The sequence below is a fragment of the Dyadobacter sp. 22481 genome (assembly GCF_052044875.1).
Taxonomy (GTDB): Bacteria; Bacteroidota; Bacteroidia; order Cytophagales; family Spirosomataceae; genus Dyadobacter; species Dyadobacter endophyticus.
Genome location: NZ_JBQENV010000002.1, coordinates 1682324 through 1699569 on the forward strand (window position 1 = coordinate 1682324; position 17246 = coordinate 1699569).

11 protein-coding genes are annotated in these 17246 nt (G+C 52.0%); 7 read left to right on the forward strand and 4 right to left on the reverse strand.

The annotated features are described in order from the left end of the window. Window positions 1–17: 17 nt before the first annotated feature. The 4 genes from ACTJJJ_RS17095 (at window position 18) to ACTJJJ_RS17110 (ending at window position 8659) form a co-directional block, all read left to right on the forward strand. The gene (locus ACTJJJ_RS17095; RefSeq protein ID WP_440702453.1) at window positions 18–1028 is read left to right on the forward strand and encodes a FecR family protein; all 1011 of its coding nucleotides are present in this window, start codon (window positions 18–20) and stop codon (window positions 1026–1028) included. Between the two features lie 37 nt (window positions 1029–1065). Beyond that, window positions 1066–4479, forward strand: a complete 3414-nt coding sequence (locus ACTJJJ_RS17100; protein ID WP_440702454.1) for a SusC/RagA family TonB-linked outer membrane protein — start codon at window positions 1066–1068, stop codon at window positions 4477–4479. Window positions 4480–4506: 27 nt separating this feature from the next. Next, complete coding sequence (locus ACTJJJ_RS17105) at window positions 4507–6039, forward strand: RagB/SusD family nutrient uptake outer membrane protein (RefSeq protein WP_440702455.1); 1533 nt, start codon at window positions 4507–4509, stop codon at window positions 6037–6039. A 664-nt stretch (window positions 6040–6703) separates the two neighbouring features. After that, on the forward strand, window positions 6704–8659 hold the full coding sequence (locus tag ACTJJJ_RS17110; RefSeq protein WP_440702456.1) for a hypothetical protein: 1956 nt from the start codon (window positions 6704–6706) through the stop codon (window positions 8657–8659). Between the two features lie 157 nt (window positions 8660–8816). On the opposite strand, the gene ACTJJJ_RS17115 is transcribed toward ACTJJJ_RS17110, so the two are convergent. The 4 genes from ACTJJJ_RS17115 to ACTJJJ_RS17130 are packed head-to-tail and all read right to left on the reverse strand — an operon-like array spanning window position 8817 to window position 11672. After that, window positions 8817–9524 carry a LytR/AlgR family response regulator transcription factor gene (locus ACTJJJ_RS17115; RefSeq protein ID WP_440702457.1) on the reverse strand — a complete coding sequence of 236 codons (708 nt, stop codon included), beginning with the start codon at window positions 9522–9524 and terminating at the stop codon, window positions 8817–8819. Window positions 9525–9550: 26 nt separating this feature from the next. Further along, on the reverse strand, window positions 9551–10063 hold the full coding sequence (locus ACTJJJ_RS17120) for a hypothetical protein (RefSeq protein ID WP_440702458.1): 513 nt from the start codon (window positions 10061–10063) through the stop codon (window positions 9551–9553). A 16-nt stretch (window positions 10064–10079) separates the two neighbouring features. Then, window positions 10080–10571: a hypothetical protein gene (locus ACTJJJ_RS17125; RefSeq protein ID WP_440702459.1), complete on the reverse strand. Its 492-nt coding sequence runs from the start codon at window positions 10569–10571 to the stop codon at window positions 10080–10082. Between the two features lie 12 nt (window positions 10572–10583). Continuing rightward, entirely contained in the window at window positions 10584–11672 is a 1089-nt protein-coding gene (locus tag ACTJJJ_RS17130; RefSeq protein WP_440702460.1) for a sensor histidine kinase, read from the reverse strand. Between the two features lie 216 nt (window positions 11673–11888). On the opposite strand from ACTJJJ_RS17130, the gene ACTJJJ_RS17135 reads away from it, so the two are divergent. The 3 genes from ACTJJJ_RS17135 to ACTJJJ_RS17145 all read left to right on the forward strand — a co-directional run bounded on the left by ACTJJJ_RS17135 (window position 11889) and on the right by ACTJJJ_RS17145 (window position 17246). Continuing rightward, window positions 11889–12737 (forward strand): CHRD domain-containing protein, encoded by an 849-nt coding sequence (locus tag ACTJJJ_RS17135; protein WP_440702461.1) that lies wholly within the window; start codon window positions 11889–11891, stop codon window positions 12735–12737. A gap of 234 nt (window positions 12738–12971) precedes the next feature. Continuing rightward, on the forward strand, window positions 12972–13895 hold the full coding sequence (locus ACTJJJ_RS17140; RefSeq protein ID WP_440702462.1) for a nuclear transport factor 2 family protein: 924 nt from the start codon (window positions 12972–12974) through the stop codon (window positions 13893–13895). A gap of 135 nt (window positions 13896–14030) precedes the next feature. Beyond that, window positions 14031–17246, forward strand: coding sequence for a SusC/RagA family TonB-linked outer membrane protein (locus ACTJJJ_RS17145; RefSeq protein ID WP_440702463.1), 3216 nt, complete (start codon window positions 14031–14033; stop codon window positions 17244–17246).

Sequence of the window (17246 nt, forward strand, 5' to 3'; positions counted from 1 at the left end):
AAAAACCAGATTTTTCCATGAATTATTTGTCATTTGAGCCGGAGGATTTTGCGACCGATGCATTTTTTTGCAGCTGGGTGCTTCATCCTACTCCCGAAACGGAACGCTTCTGGCTCGACTGGCTGCGCAACAATCCTTCCAAGGCCCGCGACATTGAACTGGCACGGCAAATGGTGTTGCTCGCTTCGTCCGATGAGGGCACGGCACCAAGCTCTGAAACCGTCGACCGGATCTGGCAGGGAATCGAGGAAGGTAAAAGCGGGGAGGTTATCGTTTTCAGAAACCGGATGATATGGTTGAAAGCCGCGGCCGCGGTGGTACTGCTGCTGGTCGCATTTGGAGGCTATTTCTACCGGACGGGTCAGAAGCATACCTACCACACGGCGTTCGGCGAATCGCGGCGGGTGCTGCTGCCCGACGGGACCCTGGTGACGCTCAATGCAAATTCGAGTTTGCGCGTTGCTGACCGATGGGGCAGGCGCACCGAGCGTGAGGTTTGGCTGGAAGGGGAGGCCTTTTTTAGTGTAAGCAAATTGAAAAAAGGGGGTCAGGCGGTCAAATTCACAGTTCATACCCGCGACTTGAATGTGGAAGTGCGTGGGACGGAATTCAATGTTAATACCCGGCAGTACCAGACGCAGGTAGTACTGAGCGAAGGCCTGGTGCATTTGCGGCTCAATGACCCTTCGGAAAAGGAAATTCGGATGAAACCCGGCGACCTGGTCGATTTTTCGCGGAGTAAACAGCGGTTGCTCATCCGTCACCTGCCCGACGCGAGTCCGATGTATTCCTGGAAGAACAACCGCTGGACTTTGAACGACGCGTCGCTGGCGGAAATAGCCGTGCTGATCCAGGAAACGTATGGAGTGACCGTTAGTATTGAAAATGATTCTTTGAAAAGCCAAACGGTGAACGGAATCGTCCCGACCGATAATATGGACGATCTTCTGAGTGCGCTTGAAAGCATTCTTCCCATTACCATTTCACAACACGAGCACCGGGTGACGATCCGGGGCCGCCCTAACTAGCAGCTAAAATTTTTATCGAAACCTTCAACCAATGCACATGAAAAAGATCAACTTACTCATGATGGGATTGCTATGTGTTGGCGGTTCTGTGGCCAATGCCCAGACGTTCGCCCGCGGGCAGGTCCCGCAACTCCAACGCAGCGAGCAGCCGTCCTATCGAACCCTCGACCAGGTTCTGCACGACCTCGAAAAGCGGCATTCCGTATATTTTATGTATCACAATGACAAGATCAAGTCGTTGCAGGTGCAGTATCAGGGGCGGAATGGCGAAAGCATCGAGGAAACCCTCGACCGCATCCTGAAAACCAATGGTTTGGAATACAAAAAACATGGCAAGATCTACGCCATTTTCCCGAAAGACGCCGACGCAAATTCGGTGCGCGAGTTGAAACAAAGCCTGCGGCACACCCAGCTGCCACCGGCCAGCAGCGTGCCGGCCGGCGCGGAATCATCGTTGGACAACCAGCCGGGCGCCAGCACGATCAGCCCGGAAAATGCTCCGAAGGTGATCAACATTCGAGGCAAGGTGACCGACGAAAAGAACGACGCATTACCTGGTGTGAGCATTGTGCTCAAAGGAACCCAACGCGGTACTACCACGAATGCGGAAGGCCGGTATGAGCTGGAAATCCCCGATGAGTCGGCGTCCGGCGCGGTGCTGGTATACAGTTTTGTGGGGTATGCGAGCCAGGAGGTGGTCGTAGGCGGGCGCACGAGCATTGATGTGGGGATGCAGGTAAGTGAGCGCGGGCTGGACGAGATCGTCGTCGTAGGGTATGGCGAACAGCGTAAAAGCGACGTTACCGGGGCATCGAGCAGCGTTTCGGCAAAAGAAATTGCGAAGCGCCCGCTGGTGCGCGTGGAGCAGGCATTGCAAGGCACCACTTCGGGCGTGACGGTTTCCAGTTCGAGCGGGCAGCCGGGCAGGGGGTTGAATGTCCGCATCCGCGGGGCCAATTCGATTACCGGTTCCAACGAGCCATTATACGTAATCGATGGGTTTGTGGGCGGTAATATCGAATCCATCAACCCGAACGATATCGAGTCGCTGGAAATTCTCAAAGATGCTTCGTCGGCTGCTATTTATGGTTCGAGGGGATCGAACGGCGTGGTTTTGATCACGACTAAAACGGGCAAAGAAGGTAAGGCACGCGTCAATTTCAGCACGTGGTTCAGCAAGGCGAGCATTCCCAGGAAGTTGGATTTGATGAATGCCTATGACTTTGCAAGAACCGTGAATGCGCAGTTTGCATCAACCGGCAATGCGGCTGCATTTTCGGATCAGCGTTTGGCGGAGCTGAAGGCGAATGGCGGTACCGACTGGCAGGACGAGCTGCACCAAGAGCCGTGGATCCAGAATTACCAGCTCGATGTGTCGGGCGGTTCTTCCAATGTCCGCTATTTGTTTTCGGCCAATTATCTCGATCAGCCGGGTTTGATTTTAAACCAATATTATAAAAGGACGACGCTGCGCGCGAATATCGATGCGAAGCTGAACGACAAAATCGATTTGAAATTCAACGTGGCGGCAATGCTGCCAAAGAGCCGTAACAATGGCTATTCGGGTGACCTGGTCGATCCGTTCACCCAGGCCACTGAATGGGACCCGACCTCGCCCGTGCGCGATCCGGCTACCGGGCAGTTCATTTACACGGCACCTTATGGTTCTATTCAATACAATCCTATTTCAAGAGCTACCAACCAGCAGTTTGATAACCGCCAGGCGAATGTTACCGGAACGGCTATTCTGACTTACCGCATTCTGAAAGGACTTTCGTTTACGACCATTAATACCTACGAGATACGCACGGGCTTCACACAAAACCTGTTTGGGCCGGGTACCAGCAATGGGGTTTTGTACGCGGAAGGCAATGCGTCACGCGGCGGGTTTTTCCAAAATAGCAATTTTTTGACCTACAAAAACACTTTCGGCGACCACTCGGTTACGGTTACGGCCTTGTACGAGCAGCAGAATGGCAATAACACATCGCTGAATGCGCGTGCCAACAACCTGTCGTCCTATGCGTTGGGATATTATAACCTGAGCCTCGGCGCTACCCAGCAGACCAGTTCGGGCTATTCGCAGGATGCGTTGCAGTCGTACATGGGGCGGGTAAATTATTCTTATAAAGAGAAATACCTGCTTACTGCCGCGGTCCGTACAGACGGTTCCTCCCATTTGACCCAGAAATACAGCACTTTTCCTTCGCTGGCATTGGGTTGGAATGTGGCCAACGAGAATTTTATGAAGGATTCCCGCGTGTTTTCCGACCTGAAAGTGCGTGCAAGCTACGGGCAAACCGGCAACCAGGCCGTGGGAGCTTACGCTACTATTGCGCAGATCTCCACGGGCGGTCCGCAACCAGCTTATTACTACGATGGCTCCACGCCGAGCGTAGCTACGCCACTGGGCGCGCCGGTTTCCAAAAACCTCAAATGGGAGCGTACCGAGCAGTTTGACGTCGGTTTGGATGCCTCCTTTCTGCGCGGCCGGTTGACATTCACAGCCGATGCCTACAAAAAGAACATTTCCGACCTGCTTTATAATTACCAGGCGCCATTTTACATGGGCGGCGGCGACTACCTGCGCAATATCGGTAGCGTGGAGAACCGCGGGATCGAGTTCTCGGTGGGCGGAACGCCGGTTAGTTCGGGTAAACTACGCTGGACGACCAATTTCAACATTTCATTCAACCGTAACAAGGTGACCGACCTGGGCGGCCTGGATAATGTGATCGTGAACGGGATTGGTTCGGCCGGTAACAGCGCGTCGATCCTGCGCGTAGGAAGGCCTTTGGGCGAGTTTTACGGTTATCAGTTCCTTGGAACCTGGAAAACCAATGAAGCCGAAGAAGCGACCAAATTCGGTATGAAACCCGGCGACGCCAAATACACCGACGTGAACGGCGACCACGCCTACACCGCTGCCGACCGCATGCCGATCGGAAACGGAACGCCGAAATATTCCTTCGGTTTTATCAATGATGTGAGCTATGGTGATTTCACATTAAGCTTTATGTTCCAGGGCACGCACGGGAATCAGATCTACTCGCAAACCCTCGCTTACCTTTGGGGCGGGCTGGGTGACCAGCGTAATGCCACCACGCAGGATGCGCTCAACATCTGGACACCGCAAAATGAAACGGACAATCCGGCATTCAGCAACACCAGCAAGAACTTCAACAACAGCAGCCGCTATGTTTACAATGCGAGCTATATCAAGCTGAAAAATGTGTCGCTGACGTACAAATTGCCGGCCGTGGTTTTGAATAAAATCAAAACCCGCAACCTGGAAGTGTACCTGAGCAGCCAGAACCTGTTTATGATTACCAAGTACCCGGGCTACGATCCGGAGGTTTCGAATGGTTTCAATGCTATTACACAGGGATTGGAAATGGGAGTGATCCCCAACGCGAAGACTTACACGGTGGGTCTGCGGCTAGGCTTGTAATGGTTTCACGACATTAAAAAGAGCATTATGAAAATCAAATATTCAATACTATCTATTCTGATGGCCGCGGCGGTATTCCCGGGTTGCCAGAACCTGACAGAGGACCCCAAGGCGAACCTGACGCCCGGCACGTATTTCAAAACGCAATCGGATCTGGATGGCGCCGTGTCAGCAATTTACATTCAGTTTGCCCGCGACGGTGCCTGGGGCTTCACCAACCGGAGCACGTCCTATTTCGGTTCCGATGACTTTACGACCGATCCGGGTTTGAATAAAGAAGATTTCCGCCTGTTCGACCGGCTCAGCGGCGGTAGCGGCAACGGGAGCATGGTAGCGCAATGGCAGGGGCCGTGGCAGGGGATTTACCAGGCGAACAATGTGATTGCGAATTATACCAAAGTAAATTCGACGGAAGAGCAGAAAAACCAATCGGCCGGGCAGGCCTATTTCCTGCGTGCATTGGGCTACTATTACCTCGTGCGCACATTCGGTCCCGTGCCGGTAATCCTCACGCCGATCGATGTCGACGATCGTCCCGACCGCGATCCGATCGAGAAGGTGTACGAGGCCATTATCGCCGATTTGCAGAAAGCAAAAGAATTGTTGCCTGTCAAATTCGACAATGCGCCGGGAAAGGCGGATCAAATGGCTGCCCGCTCGCTATTGGCCGACGTGTATCTTACGATGACGGGCTGGCCATTGAACCAGGCCAGTAACTATGCCCAGGCGGCATCCGAAGCCGATGCGGTGATCAAATCGGGACAGTTCAATCTGAATACGCCTTATGCACAGGTATTTACCACTAACAATGGCCCTGAATCGATTTTTGGACTGCAATACAATGTCAATGGCGGCCTGCCGCTACGCAGCGCGGGCTCTTCAAGCGTACCTCTGGACGAAGTGGCGACGAACGGTTCGAGTGGCTGGGATGATTATTATCCCGAAATCAATTTTTACAAGAAGGCCCCGAAATGCAAACGTACCGACGACACCTTCTACACTACTTTGAAACTCCGCCAGCCCGACGGCAAGACGTTCAAACTGGTATCCTGGGATTCCCCCGAAACACATGCGCGCCATCCCTATTACAAGAAATTCCGCGCCGGCTTGAACGGCGACGGGGTTTCGGAAACGGAGACGACGATTAATTCGATCAACCCGAGTACCAACAAGGTGTACGACATTATCCGTTACCCGCTTGTATTGCTGGCTTATGCCGAAGCATCGGCCATGTCAGGAGCCGGGCCAACCGCAGCCAGTTATGCAGCTATCAACGAGGTACGGAAGCGTGCCGGATTGCTCAACCTCACGCCCGGGCTCTCGGCGAATGCTTTCCGCGATTCGGTCGTGTACGAGCGTGCATATGAGTTTGCGGGAGAATTCGGGGTTCGCTGGTTCGATATCGTCCGTTTGCAACTTCTGCCGAAGATCGTAGCCGAGCGCAGCGCCGAAGAAAACCCGATTCCGGCCAATACCAATTTTGCACAAAAATACCTCGCGCCAATACCCGTCAACGAGATGGCCCGGAACCCGAAATGGAAGCAGAATGAGGGGTACTAACCCGAGGCTTCAGCCTCGGGTGCCGGGCGCCTGGCTCCCTGGCACTGGCCACAGCGTAGTCGCCAGATGCGACGCCTGACTGTGGCTAAAGCCGGTGCGAGGCAGATGTGATAACCCAAGGCTTAAGCCTTGGGTTGAGTGAGCTAGTGAGATGTATGGCTGGCTCCAACCCGGGGCTTCAGCCAGGGGTCGAGTGCCTGTGCTCCCCGGCACTGGCCATAGCGTAGTCGCAAGATGCGACGCCAGACTGTGGCTAAAGCCGGTGCGAGGCAGATGTGATAACCCAAGGCTTAAGCCTTGGGTTGAGTGAGCTAGTGAGATGTACGGCTGGCTCCAACCCGGGGCTTCAGCCAGGGGTCGAGTGCCTGTGCCCCCCGGCACTGGCCATAGCGTAGTCGCCAGATGCGACGCCAGACTGTGGCTAAAGCCGGTGCGAGGCAGATGTGATAACCCAAGGCTTAAGCCTTGGGTTTGGGTGAGCTAGTGAGATGTATGGACAGCTCCAACCCGAGGCTTCAGCCTCGGGCCCAGGCGCCGTACGATCCTCCGGCTTTAGCCATAGCAGGGCCGAGAGATAGGATGCCGGATTGTCTAAGGCCGGTACGGACGGAATACGGAGTCCCAAGGCGAAGCCTTGGGTTGTGTGTGTGACCTTATGAGAGATATGCAGGTATATGTACCGTCGGCGGTAACCGGGAGCAGGAAGCGAGTTTGGCTGTTCCGACTGATCAGCATGGCATTGCCATTATTGTCGATGTTACTGCTTGAATGCGGCCTGCGGCTGTTTCATTATGGTTACGACCTGGACCTTTTCATCGAATACCCTCCGGACAAAAATTACCTGTTCCTAAACCCTGACGCTTCCAAACGGTATTTCATCGACCAGAAGAATGCGACGACCGGTAACGTGGAGCCTTTTCGCAAAGAGAAGGCTCCCGGCACCCGTCGGATTTTCGTTTTGGGAGAATCTACCACGATCGGTTATCCCTATTTTCATAATGGCTCCTTCCACCGCTGGCTGCAATACCGGCTCGCACACACTTTCCCTGACCAGCATTTTGAGATCATCAACATCGCCCTGACCGCCGTGAATTCCTACACCGTGCTGGGCTTCGCGCGCGAAGTGGTCGATTTTCAGCCCGATGCCGTTTTGATCTACACCGGGCATAATGAGTATTACGGCGCAATGGGCGTGGGTTCGACGGAGAAGCTTGGCGGTAGCCCGGCGTTGGTAAATGGTATATTGAGGTTGAGGGCTTTGAAAACCTTGCAGCTGGCCACTGATTTGTATCACAAGGCTTTGGCATCAGTAACTTCCGGCAAAGCTGAAAATGACGGCACGCGCATGCAGCGGATGGTGGCCGAGCAGCAGATTCCTTATCAATCGGAGCTGTACCAACGTGGTGTGGAGCAGTTCAAAGCCAATATAGGTGAGGTGCTGGATATTTTTACGGAGCACAATGTGCCGGTTTTTATCAGTAACCTCGTCAGCAACGAGCGTGATTTGAAACCGTTTGTTAGTTTTTCTGAAAATAATACCCGCTACCCCGAAGATTACGAGGGTAATGCACTTTCGAACTATAACCTTGGGATGCAGGAGTTTGCCCTCGCCCATGCAAATGCCTCACGTAAGTATTTTTCCAAGGCACGGGATCTGGATGGCCTGCGTTTCCGGGCGCCGGGGGAGTTTAATACGATTCTCAACCAACTGGCTGCCGATCACGCGAATACGCATCTCGTAGACTTGCAGGGCGTTTTTGAAGCACATTCGCCGGGAGGAATTATCGGCAATGAGCTTATTCTTGAACATGTCCATCCGAATCTGGAAGGCTATGCATTAATGTCCGATGCGTTTTACGAGGAATTGAAAAAAGCAAAATTTATCCGCCCGGAACCAGCAATGGAAATGTCTCTCGCTATGTTAAAAAAGGATATGCCAATTCCAATCATCGATTCACTTGCCGGCGCGTATAAAGTCGCGAACCTGAAAAGAAGCTGGCCTTTCAATGCGGCGCTGGCCCAGGATTCGGTGAAAACGGAGACCTTCGAAGAACGCGTCGCATTTGACCTGGCTTACCGGCGTATTTCGTGGGAAAATGCGATGGATCAGGCTTATAGCCGTTATATTGAAAGTAAAAGCTATCTCGAAGCCCGGGAGATTGTGGAGGCACTCATTTTGGAAAAGCCCTTCGACAATGCGTTGTATTCCAAATCGGCCATGCTCAGCGGCCAACTCGGCGATGAGCGACGTGCTTTGTTCAGTTTTCAAAAGGCATTCGGTATCGCACCGTCATTTGAAACTGCACGGTACTTATTTGTGCTGTTTTTAAAAATGGATGAGCCTGAAAAGGCTATTCCATACCTCGACTATGCGATTCAGAACAATGCGTCCGGCTTCAATCTAACACCTATGCGTGCGCTGGTGCAGGAAGTAGTAGCGCTCCGGGCACGTTTGCCGGCCGATTCGTCGGATGTTTCGGTGTTGAACCGCATTGCTTCGACCTATTACCGGATGGACAATCGGGATGGGGCGTTGCGGTATGCGAGGAAGGTGCTGAGGCTGAACGCGCGTAATGAGGCTGCGCTGCAATTGTTAAGCGTGCTTGGGCAGCCTCAGTGAGGTAATGCCTAGATACAAGAAGTGTAGCGTGCAATATGACAATGCTTGCCAATACCATCAGCTCAGTTAAACCTCTGCTTGGTAAAATTCAGTTGACGAATTTCAGGTATTCCCAAAAAAATTTCGAGCAGATCTTACATTTGGCCGGCGAATAGAGTTAACGCTCAATCACCCGCATCACCTCCTCCCGATAACTCCGTCCGATTGGAATATGGTAACTCCCCCAGATAATCCGGTTCCGCTCAATGCGACGGATTTTATCAATGGCCACGATAAACGACTTATGTACACGCAAGAAACGGGCAGGCGGGAAGATATCCAACATGGCCTTCACAGAGCCTTTGATGACGACTTTGCCGGCGGCAGTGTGGATGATGGCATAGTCTTTCAGGCCCTGGATGTGCGAAATATCGTCAAAGGCGAGGCGCACGCGCTGGACGCCGCTTTTGACAAATATGAAGTCGAGCTTTTCTTCTGATAGATTCTGTTCGAGATTAGCGTTCTGTTCCTTGAGTTGCAGGAAGTCGCGTACTTTTTCGAGCGCGTGCTGGAAACGGGGGTAGGAAATGGGTTTCAGCAGAAAATCAATGACGCCGAGCTCGTAACCTTCAAATGCATAATCGCGATAGGCGGTGGTGAAGACAGTTACAGGTGGTTGTGTGAGTGATTTCAGGAAGTCGATGCCGTTGATTTCCGGCATTTCAATGTCGAGAAACAGGACGTCGGGTTCGTGCGCTTGCAGGTAGGCGAGCGCCTCGCGTGCGTTACTGAACTGAGCGGCGCCCGTAATGCCCGATTTTTGCAGGTATTCTTCCAGTATCTCTCTCGCAAGAGGTTCATCGTCGACAATCACGCACTGCAACATACGTCGTTATTTTAGTCCCGCGAAAATTAGTTTGTTACCCGGTTGGAAACCCGGTTTAAAGTATAGCTCAGATAGTCGCCGCCCACCATGAGTTTTTTCGAACCGTCGAGTATAAATAACACATTTTCATCGCCCTTCAACAAATAGATCGACTTTTCGGGTTGGTCGGGGTCGAGCTGGATGACGGTGGCTTCGGGATTTTCGGCGGTACCTTTAGCGAGCGTCCATTTGCCCGTCCGTGGTTTGTCACGGAAAAGTGAGCCGTCCCATGCGTAGGTCGTCGGTTTTTGGGTTTGCGGGTCCTGAAAGAATGTAAAGCCCCATTTCAGTTTTTCGCAATTGGCGTGGACGGAAATGTGCATGACCTCCGCCATCGTCTGGCACGGTACGCGCCCGTGAAACACGCCCCACACATTCGCACCTTCTGCAATGGGCTGGCGGGTGGTCGTTTTGGAAGGGATATTAGCCGGTGAAGCCGATTGCGCCACCGCGTTTTGCAGCACAATGAAACAAGCAGTAATGAACAATAGTGTTTTCATGGCTAACAGATGGTTGTTACAGATTAGCGTTCTGTTTGTTGAAAGTGTAACTAAAACCCGCATTGCCGATCATTAAATTTCCTTGTGTGTCCAGTAAATGCAGCATGCGGTCATTCATTTGCAGGAGATTGATGGCACTTTGGGAGGAAGTTGATTGTAACGTGAAAATATGTTTGCCAGGAGTCTTGCCGGTGTTTTTTGAAATAACCCATTTACCTGAAATCTCCTTGCTGAAACCATCATTCATAAATCCCTGCGTGCCGGGCTTGGTCATGCCGTAGGTGTATTGCAGTTTGAAGTCGTCGCGACCGAGGTTGCGCGGGTCGCGGCGGAGTGTGAGGCGCCATTTGATCATTTCACAATCAACGTTGGCGGAAATGGCAAGCAGCTGCTTCGGTACGGCATCGCAAGGTGTGGCGGCAACAAATATTTCAGGTTCAGGCGATACGAGATCGGGCGCGGTCCACCCTGCAAGGAGTAAAAGCGGAAGCCAGACGGATTTTTTCATGACAAATTCTGATTATGCATTGGCTAAATTAATTTCCATAAAAACACTGAAACGCTCCTGTTGATCATCGATCCGCAGGCTATGGCGCGATGGGTACAACAATTCCAGGCGCTTCCTGAGGTTGACAAGACCAATACCGCCTTTGCCATCCTTCGCCGCGGCACTCCACGCGGTATTGGATTTGCTATTTTCGATCGTCACTTCCAGCGCCGAAGGCCCCACATGTATCTTCCCATGCAGCCAGCCTTTGTCCGACTTTCGGCTTACGCCGTGTTTGAATGCGTTTTCGAGCAGTGGTAGCAGCAGCAGCGGAGCGATTTCTTTACCGTCGGGGTTGCCGGCAACTTCCAGCGAAATATCCGGATTGTTGTCGTAACGGATTCTTTCGAGCTCGATATAGTTGTTTAAGTAGCTGATTTCCTTGTCGAGCGAAACCGTGCTGTCGTCGCTGTCGTAGAGCATGTATTCCATCATCTCGGACAATTTCAGCACCACTTCCGGTGCCAGGTCCGATTTCTTCAAAGTCAGCGCATACAGGTTATTCAGGATGTTGAAGAGAAAATGCGGGTTCACCTGCGAACGGAGGAAATTGACCTCTGCATTGAGCTTCTCGACGACTATCTTTTGCAGGATACGCTGCTGCTCATACCAGTCGATGCTCAGTTTGAGCGCCACCATTAGTGCCAGGTACCAGAGTGTGCTGAAAAAATTGTAAGAAATTGCCTCTATCAGATTGCTGTTCCGCAACGGGCCGATCACGTAGCCATATAAATAATAGTCGAAAAGGCATTGGACGAGCAGATAGCCCAGGATCGATAGCAGGACCAGCCCGAAGTACCGCCCATATCTCTTTCTTAAAAGGTATTTGGGTAAGAAATAATGCAGGTTCAGATAGGCGATGACGATCAGCAGCGCCACCCGGGCAATCACACAGATCGTGAAATAATTGAGACTGGCCTTGTAAATCAGGTAGCGCTTTTCGTAAAGGAAGAACCCCGTGACCAGCAGCCAATAGCAGGCATGCACCAGTGCATATTTGACTGTAACGGTGCGGTTTAAGAGCGGAAACCGGATTTGTCTTTCCAGAAAGGGCGTTTCCATAGGCGCGTTTTGAAATGATGTAGTAAATGAATGGAAAAGATCGCTGCCGATGAAATTATATCGACCAACGCGCGAAAAAGTAGAGGAAAGGCCAGAATCCGTAAATCTCGATTTCTTAACTTTTTATTGATCTAGATTTTCAGGAAGTATGCTTAATTAATTGTAATTTTAGTAGAATACCTTATACAAATCTTTCAACTCAACCCCATAAACGAAATGATGAAAGTTCTATGCAAGTTTGGAGCGGTATGGTTGCTCGTCGCGCTGTTTGCGGGATGCGCCGACCACGATACCCCGCAGGATGTTGTCATGCAAAATGGTTTACCATTGAGCGGTTCGCAGGAGTTACCGGCAAAACAGACGCAGGCAACCGGCTGGGCCGATGTTTCGTATAACAAAACCACGCATATGCTCACATTTACCCTCAACTGGGCCAACCTCACGGGTATTCCTACGGGCGCGCACATACACGGGACTGCGGCGCGTGGTACCAATGCGGGTATCAAATTCGATTTTTTTGCGTTGATCCCGAAAACCCAGACCGGCACTTTCTCGTCGTCGGTACTTGTGGACGGAACAAGTATCAATGAAAGCGATTTGTTGAATGGGCTGTACTATTTCAACATTCACACACCGGCAAACCCGGGCGGTGAGATCCGTGGGCAGATCGAGTTTTACAACCAGCCGCATATTGTTGTTGCAAAAGGGTTGCTGCTCGAAGGATCGCAACAGATGCCGCCTGTCGTTTCCGCCGCTACGGGAACAGTGGATGTGATGTACAACAAATCGACGAAGTTGCTGAGCTATTTTATCAAATGGAAAGACCTGGAAGCCACGCCCACCGGCTCGCATATTCACGGAACCGCCGCCCGCGGCGCCAATGCAGGTATTCAGCACGACTTTTTTACCAATTTCCCCAAAACCTTATCGGGTGAATATTCCAACTCGGTGATGGTGGATGGTGTGAAGATTAAGGAAACGGAACTGCTCAACGGGCTCTACTATTTCAACATCCATAACATTCTCCATCCGGCCGGAGAAATCCGCGGGCAGATCGAATTCTGACCCATTCAATATATTAAAACAATCCCGCCCGCCTTGCCTGGGGGCGGGATTGTTTTTTTGGAAGGAAGAATATTGCAGACAAACGGCATAGCACAACATTTACACGACGGTTTTATTCTACGAATGCATTTGGCCGATACCAGCGGTCGTTCGTCGACGAGCCGGTACGCACGCTTTTACAATTCTGTAAGATCCTGTATTATTGTGTACTAACTCCTAACTAAATCGTTCCGCATGTCCCGAATTGTACATATCCTGCGTGATACTGCCCTGCATTTTTACAAAAGCGGGATGCTTTGCATTGCATTGTGCCTGGGTTGCGTATATAGTGGGTGGTCACAGCAGATTAACCCCGATCTGGCATTGTTGATCCGCGAAGAGCAGGCATTTGCAGCAAAGGCCGTCGAAACAGACGTACCAACGGCGTTTTTGGCTTATCTGGACAGTGCGGGGGTAATATTTAATGGTGAAGGCGCAGTGAACGGTATTTTGCAATACAGCCAGGCGCCGAAAGATGGGAAAGATCTTTTGAAATGGTACCCGCTGATCGGCCATGTTTCCCAGGGTGGCGATATGGGGTTTACCTCCGGTCCGTTTCAGTTTTTTGCCGATAGAACACAGGCGGCGGTAGGCTCGGGCTATTTCTTTTCGGTCTGGAAAAAGAATGCGGCGGGGCAGTTCAAGGTAATGCTGGATGGTGGGGTGATCCACTCACAGAACGCAACAGAGGCATTCAGGCGCGATCCCGAACCGCAAAGCAACACTGCGTATGACTATATTTTACCGATACCCAAAATAAATGACGGCGATCCGCAGCCCTGGAAAGCCGAAGACGCATTTTCGGCAGTTGCCGGAAAGGATGCCGATCAGGCCTACAAGCAGTACTTGGCCGATGAAGTCGTGTTGCTGAGAAGCGACCGGCCATTCGGCAAAACCAAGGCGGATGCGCTTGGTACATTAGCTCAGCAGCAAATTCAATCATACCAATTTATCAGGTCAGGACAAGGTATTTCCAAAGCAGGCGATCTTGCGTATTGTTTCGGCAAAGCAAAGGCCGTAACAGACGGTAAAACTGTGGAGGGATTCTTTACCCGCGTCTGGCAACACCGGCCCGAAGGCTGGAAGATCGTTGCCGAGCAGGTTAGCCTGTTTCGTTAAAAATTAACGCATTCCTTGTCACGCCGGCCGTATAGCCGGTGAATGGAAGCATTGTGCCCACTGCATCGCTTCACCCACTTGCCGCGTCCCTCCCGCTGGCAGCACATGCGTATTTTTTACCAATCCATATATACCATGAAAAATATCTATTCAATAGGGTGCATGCTTTTGCTGCCGGCAATGCATGCGATCGCGCAGGACAGGGCGGTGACGGGCTCGATCACCACCAGAGATGACGGTACCGCGCTGGCGGGTGTCAATGTCAAGATTAAGCACGCGAATGTGGGCACGCAGACCGACGGGAGCGGGGCGTATTCGATCAGGGTGGGAAGCGATACGACCGTTCTGGTTTTTAGTTACATCGGTTTTGAAACACAGGAAATTAAAGTGGGCAATCGGTCACAGCTTGACGTTGCGCTTACGGAGGACACCCGGCAGCTGGGCGAAGTGGTGGTAACCGCATTGGGCATCCGTCGCGAGGAAAAATCGATCGGTTTCGGGGCGCAGAAGCTGGATGGGGGAGAGCTGAGCAATGTGCGGGAAGCCAACCTGGTCCATTCCCTTTCGGGTAAGCTCGCGGGTGTGCAAGTGGCAGGTAACACCGGTTCGATGGGCGGCTCTGCGAAGATCAATATCCGGGGCATCAACTCGATTTACGGTAACAATAATCCGCTTTTTGTCGTGGATGGAATGCCTATGGAAAACCGGAACACGAATTCGCTCGAACAGCAGCGGGGCGCGGGCGGTTATGATTTCGGAAATTCCATCCAGGATCTGAACCCGAACGACGTCGAAAATGTGACCGTGCTCAAAGGTGCTGCGGCAACAGCGTTGTACGGAAGTCGCGGCTCGAACGGGGTAATCGTGATCACCACCAAAAAGGGCGGCAAATCCCGGAAACCCAACCTGAGCTACACATTCGGATACAATATCGATAAAGTGTACAAGCTGCCGCGTTATCAAAACAAATATGGCGGAGGTTATGATTTTGAAAAGCTCTATTACAATGAAAACCCCGAGGCATTCCCGGCCGACAGAAAGGGCAGCTACGACGATAACGACGGCCTGGGGTCGTACGACCTGCTTCCTGAATATGCCACCGACGAATCGTGGGGGCCGAAGTTCGAAGGGCAGCTTTACAGGCCTTATTGGAGCTGGGACAAGGACAGTGGTAACCCCGATTTTGGGAAAGTAGTGCCCTGGCAGGCGCAGCCGAACAATATCAGAAGCTTTTTCGAAACCGGAGGCACATTTAACCATAACGTCTCGCTTGATGGTGCTACCGACAAAGGTTCCTACCGCATTTCCTATTCGAACTTCGACCAGAAGTTTATCCTCCCCAATTCCAAACTCGTGCGTCATAATGCGGGCATTAATGCGAGCTACGAGGCGATTAAAAACCTGACGATCTCGGGCTCTGCGAACTTTGTGACGCACTCGGCCAAAGGCAGGCCGGGCACCGGCTATGGCGACGACGGCGGCAATGTGATGGTGCAGTTTACCCAATGGGGCCAGCGACAGGTGGATTTTACCAAAATGAAGGAGTATGAACTCCCCGACGGCACACAGCTCACCTGGAACCGCAGCTCATGGTTCAACCCTACGCCACGGTACTCCAATAACCCTTATTGGGTAAGGCATAAAAACTACGAAACCGACGGCCGCACGCGTGTTTTTGGCAACCTTGGCGCAAGCTACAAGCTGACCGACGGGCTCACCGCGGAACTGAAATACATGACCGATACCTATTTTGAGACGCAGGAGGAAAGGGTTGCCAACGGCTCGCAGTACACTTCGCAATACTGGCTCAGCAAGTACGGCCATCTCGAAAACAATTTCCAGGGGCTGCTATCCTATAACAGGTTTTTTACGAAAGACTTTTCATGGAATGCAAACCTCGGCGTGAACCGTATGACCCGTACCGGCACGACACTCATTTCGAAGACGGTCGACGGGCTGAGTTCCGATGTATTCAGCCTCGAAGCATCGATGGGTCGTCCGGATATTACGGATCTGAAGACCAAAAAGCGCATTAATTCGGTGTTCGCAAGCTCGTCCCTGGGATATAAGGATATGCTCTTCCTCGATCTGGGTGCGCGGAATGACTGGTCGTCGACATTGCCTTTGAAGAACAATTCGTATTTCTATCCTTCGGGTTCCGTGTCATGGATCGCGTCGAGTCTGATCGATGTTAATTGGTTGAATTTCCTGAAACTCCGCGCGGCGCTCGCGCAAGTGGGTAACGACACAGACCCTTATAATGTGATGCTCGCATACCTGCTTTACCAGCCGTTTGGGACGGATTCGCGTGTTTCGGTACCCAATACATTACCTAACCCGGATTTGAAACCGGAAATCACTTCGGAATATGAATTTGGTACTGAAATGAAGTTGTTCAGCAACCGGTTGGGACTGAACTTGTCGTATTACAACCGCCGCACGCGGAACCAGATCATCCCGCTGAGCCGGTCCGCAGCAACGGGCGCCACTTACAAATACGTGAATGCTGGCTTGCTCGAAAACAAAGGCATCGAAATCAGCCTGAATGCATCGCCGGTTTCGACGGAGCATTTCAAATGGGACGTCACGTTCAACTGGGCGAAGAACAACAACAAGATCGTAAGCCTGACCACCGACCAGAAAACCATGGTATTGGCCAATGCGTCTTTCGCGGTGCAGCTGGAAGCGCGTGAAGGCGAATCGTTCGGCTCCATTGTAGGGTATGATTTTGTATATAATGAAAAAGGCCAGAAGGTCGTGAACGAACAGGGCGTCTACCTGCGCTCCGACGATCAGAAGGTACTCGGCTCGGTGCTGCCGTCGTTTACCGGCGGGCTTACCAACGCATTCCGGTACAAAGGCTTCAACCTCTCGGCACTGATCGACTTCCAGAAAGGCGGCAGCTTCTTTTCCACCACTCAAATGTTTGGCCGTGAGACGGGAATCCTGGAAGAAACCGCAACCGGAAGCATCCGCGAGGATGGCCTGATTGCCGAGGGCGTGAAAGAGGACGGTACGCCCAACGATGTGGTTATTCCGGCACGCACCCATTACAGCAGCAATGGAAATGGCGGCTATAATATCAATTCGATCGATGTGATCGACGCGGGCTACATTTATCTGCGTGAAATCAGTCTGGGTTACAGTTTTCCGGCTGGATGGGTTTCCAAAACGCCTTTCAGCAAAGTACGCGTTTCGCTCACAGGCCGGAACCTGTGGTTGATCAAATCAAACTCCAAACATGTCGACCCCACCGCAGTTACTAACTCCATCTCTAACTGGCAGGGGCTGGAAGGCGGCGCATTGCCGTCCGTCCGCTCGATGGGTGTGAATGTCTCTTTCGGATTTTAA

Coding starts and splice junctions, on each gene's coding strand:
- ACTJJJ_RS17135 (WP_440702461.1), top strand. CDS start 11,889: ATGATGAAAGTTCTATGCAAGTTTGGAGCGGTATGGTTGCTCGTCGCG.
- ACTJJJ_RS17100 (WP_440702454.1), top strand. CDS start 1,066: ATGAAAAAGATCAACTTACTCATGATGGGATTGCTATGTGTTGGCGGT.
- ACTJJJ_RS17115 (WP_440702457.1), bottom strand. CDS start 9,524: ATGTTGCAGTGCGTGATTGTCGACGATGAACCTCTTGCGAGAGAGATA.
- ACTJJJ_RS17110 (WP_440702456.1), top strand. CDS start 6,704: ATGCAGGTATATGTACCGTCGGCGGTAACCGGGAGCAGGAAGCGAGTT.
- ACTJJJ_RS17105 (WP_440702455.1), top strand. CDS start 4,507: ATGAAAATCAAATATTCAATACTATCTATTCTGATGGCCGCGGCGGTA.
- ACTJJJ_RS17125 (WP_440702459.1), bottom strand. CDS start 10,571: ATGAAAAAATCCGTCTGGCTTCCGCTTTTACTCCTTGCAGGGTGGACC.
- ACTJJJ_RS17095 (WP_440702453.1), top strand. CDS start 18: ATGAATTATTTGTCATTTGAGCCGGAGGATTTTGCGACCGATGCATTT.
- ACTJJJ_RS17140 (WP_440702462.1), top strand. CDS start 12,972: ATGTCCCGAATTGTACATATCCTGCGTGATACTGCCCTGCATTTTTAC.
- ACTJJJ_RS17130 (WP_440702460.1), bottom strand. CDS start 11,672: ATGGAAACGCCCTTTCTGGAAAGACAAATCCGGTTTCCGCTCTTAAAC.
- ACTJJJ_RS17145 (WP_440702463.1), top strand. CDS start 14,031: ATGAAAAATATCTATTCAATAGGGTGCATGCTTTTGCTGCCGGCAATG.
- ACTJJJ_RS17120 (WP_440702458.1), bottom strand. CDS start 10,063: ATGAAAACACTATTGTTCATTACTGCTTGTTTCATTGTGCTGCAAAAC.